Origin of the sequence: Rugosimonospora africana (assembly GCF_016862975.1) — a bacterium.
GTDB classification, from domain to species: domain Bacteria; phylum Actinomycetota; class Actinomycetes; order Mycobacteriales; family Micromonosporaceae; genus Rugosimonospora; species Rugosimonospora africana.
Window position 1 is genome coordinate 2501 of record NZ_BONZ01000151.1, and the last position, 2862, is coordinate 5362.

General features: G+C 57.0%; 2 rRNA genes (1 of these 2 running past the window's edge). Both read left to right on the plus strand.

Annotated elements, in window-relative coordinates:
• A 23S ribosomal RNA gene (locus tag Raf01_RS48765) occupies positions 1–2649 on the plus strand (it extends 468 nt beyond the left edge of the window).
• Positions 2650–2745: 96 nt separating this feature from the next.
• Positions 2746–2862: ribosomal RNA gene (rrf, locus tag Raf01_RS48770) — 5S ribosomal RNA — on the plus strand.

Below are 2862 nucleotides of genomic sequence, written 5' to 3' on the forward strand. Positions count from 1 at the left end.
GACTCCTGAAATCTGCGGTGAATCTGCCAGGACCACCTGGTAAGCCTAAATACTCCCTGGTGACCGATAGCGGACTAGTACCGTGAGGGAAAGGTGAAAAGTACCCCGGGAGGGGAGTGAAATAGTACCTGAAACCGTCTGCTTACAATCCGTCGGAGCTGAGCCCTTTGGGTGAGGTGACGGCGTGCCTTTTGAAGAATGAGCCTGCGAGTTAGTGGCATGTGGCGAGGTTAACCCGTGTGGGGGAGCCGTAGCGAAAGCGAGTCCGAATAGGGCGTTGTAGTCGTGTGTCCTAGACCCGAAGCGGAGTGATCTAGCCATGGGCAGGCTGAAGCGCGGGTAAGACCGCGTGGAGGGCCGAACCCACCACCGTTGAAAAGGTGGGGGATGACCTGTGGTTAGGGGTGAAAGGCCAATCAAACTCCGTGATAGCTGGTTCTCCCCGAAATGCATTTAGGTGCAGCGTTGCGTGTTTCTTGCCGGAGGTAGAGCACTGGATGGCCTAGGGGGCCGACAAGCTTACTGAAGTCAGCCAAACTCCGAATGCCGGTAAGTCAAAGCGTGGCAGTGAGACTGCGGGGGATAAGCTTCGTAGTCGAGAGGGAAACAGCCCAGATCACCAGCTAAGGCCCCTAAGCGTGTGCTAAGTGGAAAAGGATGTGGGGTCGCAGAGACAACCAGGAGGTTGGCTTAGAAGCAGCCACCCTTGAAAGAGTGCGTAATAGCTCACTGGTCAAGTGGTTCCGCGCCGACAATGTAGCGGGGCTCAAGTACACCGCCGAAGCTGTGGCACTCACACATGTACTCGGCGATGGCCTTTCGGGGTTGTCGTCCAGGTGTGTGGGTGGGTAGGGGAGCGTCGTGCCCGCGGTGAAGCAGCAGAGTGATCTAGCTGTGGAGGGGGCACGAGTGAGAATGCAGGCATGAGTAGCGAAAGCAGGGTGAGAAACCCTGCCGCCGGATGACCAAGGGTTCCAGGGCCAGGCTAATCCGCCCTGGGTGAGTCGGGACCTAAGGCGAGGCCGAGAGGCGTAGTCGATGGACAACGGGTTGATATTCCCGTACCCGCGAAGGAGCGCCCGTGATGAACCTAGTTGTACTAACCACCTGCGGTGGCGGTCCTTTCGGGGATCAATACTGTGGCTGGGACCTCGGCTGGTAGTAGTCAAGCGATGGGGTGACGCAGGAAGGTAGCTGATCCCGGCCGGTGGTTGTGCCGGGGTAAGCGTGTAGCCCGCGGTGTAGGCAAATCCGCACCGTGTATGGGTGAGACGTGATACGGAGCCGATTCAGGTGAAGTCAGTGATCCTATGCTGCCGAGAAAAGCCTCTAGCGAGTTCCGAGCGGCCCGTACCCTAAACCGACACAGGTGGTCAGGTAGAGAATACCGAGGCGATCGGGCGAACTGTGGTTAAGGAACTCGGCAAATTGCCCCCGTAACTTAGGGAGAAGGGGGGCCAGTTCTGGTGATGGCACTTGCTGCCTGAGCTGGGGTTGGCCGCAGAGACCAGGGGGAAGCGACTGTTTACTAAAAACACAGGTCCATGCTAAGTCGTAAGACGACGTATATGGACTGACGCCTGCCCGGTGCTGGAACGTTAAGGGGACCGGTTAGTCTTTCGGGGCGAAGCTGAGAACTTAAGCGCCAGTAAACGGCGGTGGTAACTATAACCATCCTAAGGTAGCGAAATTCCTTGTCGGGTAAGTTCCGACCTGCACGAATGGCGTAACGACTTCCCTACTGTCTCAATCACAGGCCCGGCGAAATTGCAGTACGAGTAAAGATGCTCGTTACGCGCGGCAGGACGGAAAGACCCCGGGACCTTTACTATAGCTTGACATTGGTACTCGGATTAGCTTGTGTAGGATAGGTGGGAGCCGGTGAAGCAGCAACGCCAGTTGTTGTGGAGGCAATCTTGAAATACCACTCTGGTTGATCTGGGTTTCTAACCTCGGACCGTGAGCCGGTTCAGGGACAGTGTCTGGTGGGTAGTTTAACTGGGGCGGTTGCCTCCTAAAAGGTAACGGAGGCGCCCAAAGGTTCCCTCAGCCTGGTTGGCAATCAGGTGTTGAGTGCAAGTACATAAGGGAGCTTGACTGTGAGACTGACAGGTCGAGCAGGGACGAAAGTCGGGACTAGTGATCCGGCACTTGCGTGTGGAAGCGGTGTCGCTCAACGGATAAAAGGTACCCCGGGGATAACAGGCTGATCTTCCCCAAGAGTCCATATCGACGGGATGGTTTGGCACCTCGATGTCGGCTCGTCGCATCCTGGGGCTGGAGTAGGTCCCAAGGGTTGGGCTGTTCGCCCATTAAAGCGGTACGCGAGCTGGGTTTAGAACGTCGTGAGACAGTTCGGTCCCTATCCGCCGTGCGCGTAGGATACTTGAGAAGGGCTGTCCCTAGTACGAGAGGACCGGGACGGACGAACCTCTGGTGTGCCAGTTGTCCCGCCAGGGGCACGGCTGGTTAGCTACGTTCGGGAGGGATAACCGCTGAAAGCATCTAAGCGGGAAGCCTGCTTCAAGATGAGGTATCCCACCCTTGTGGGTTAAGGCCCCCAGCTAGACGACTGGGTTGATAGGCCAGAAATGTAAGCACGGTAACGTGTTCAGTTGACTGGTACTAATAGGCCGAGGACTTGACCTACACTGATGTTGCGCGTCCACTGTGTGATTCTGAAACAACACCATCCCCGGGACCCTGTTGGGTTGTTGGTGTGGGTGGTTGATAGTTTCATAGTGTTACGGCGGTTATAGCGGTGGGGAAACGCCCGGTTACATTCCGAACCCGGAAGCTAAGCCCACCAGCGCCGATGGTACTGCACTCGGGAGGGTGTGGGAGAGTAGGACGCCGCCGGAC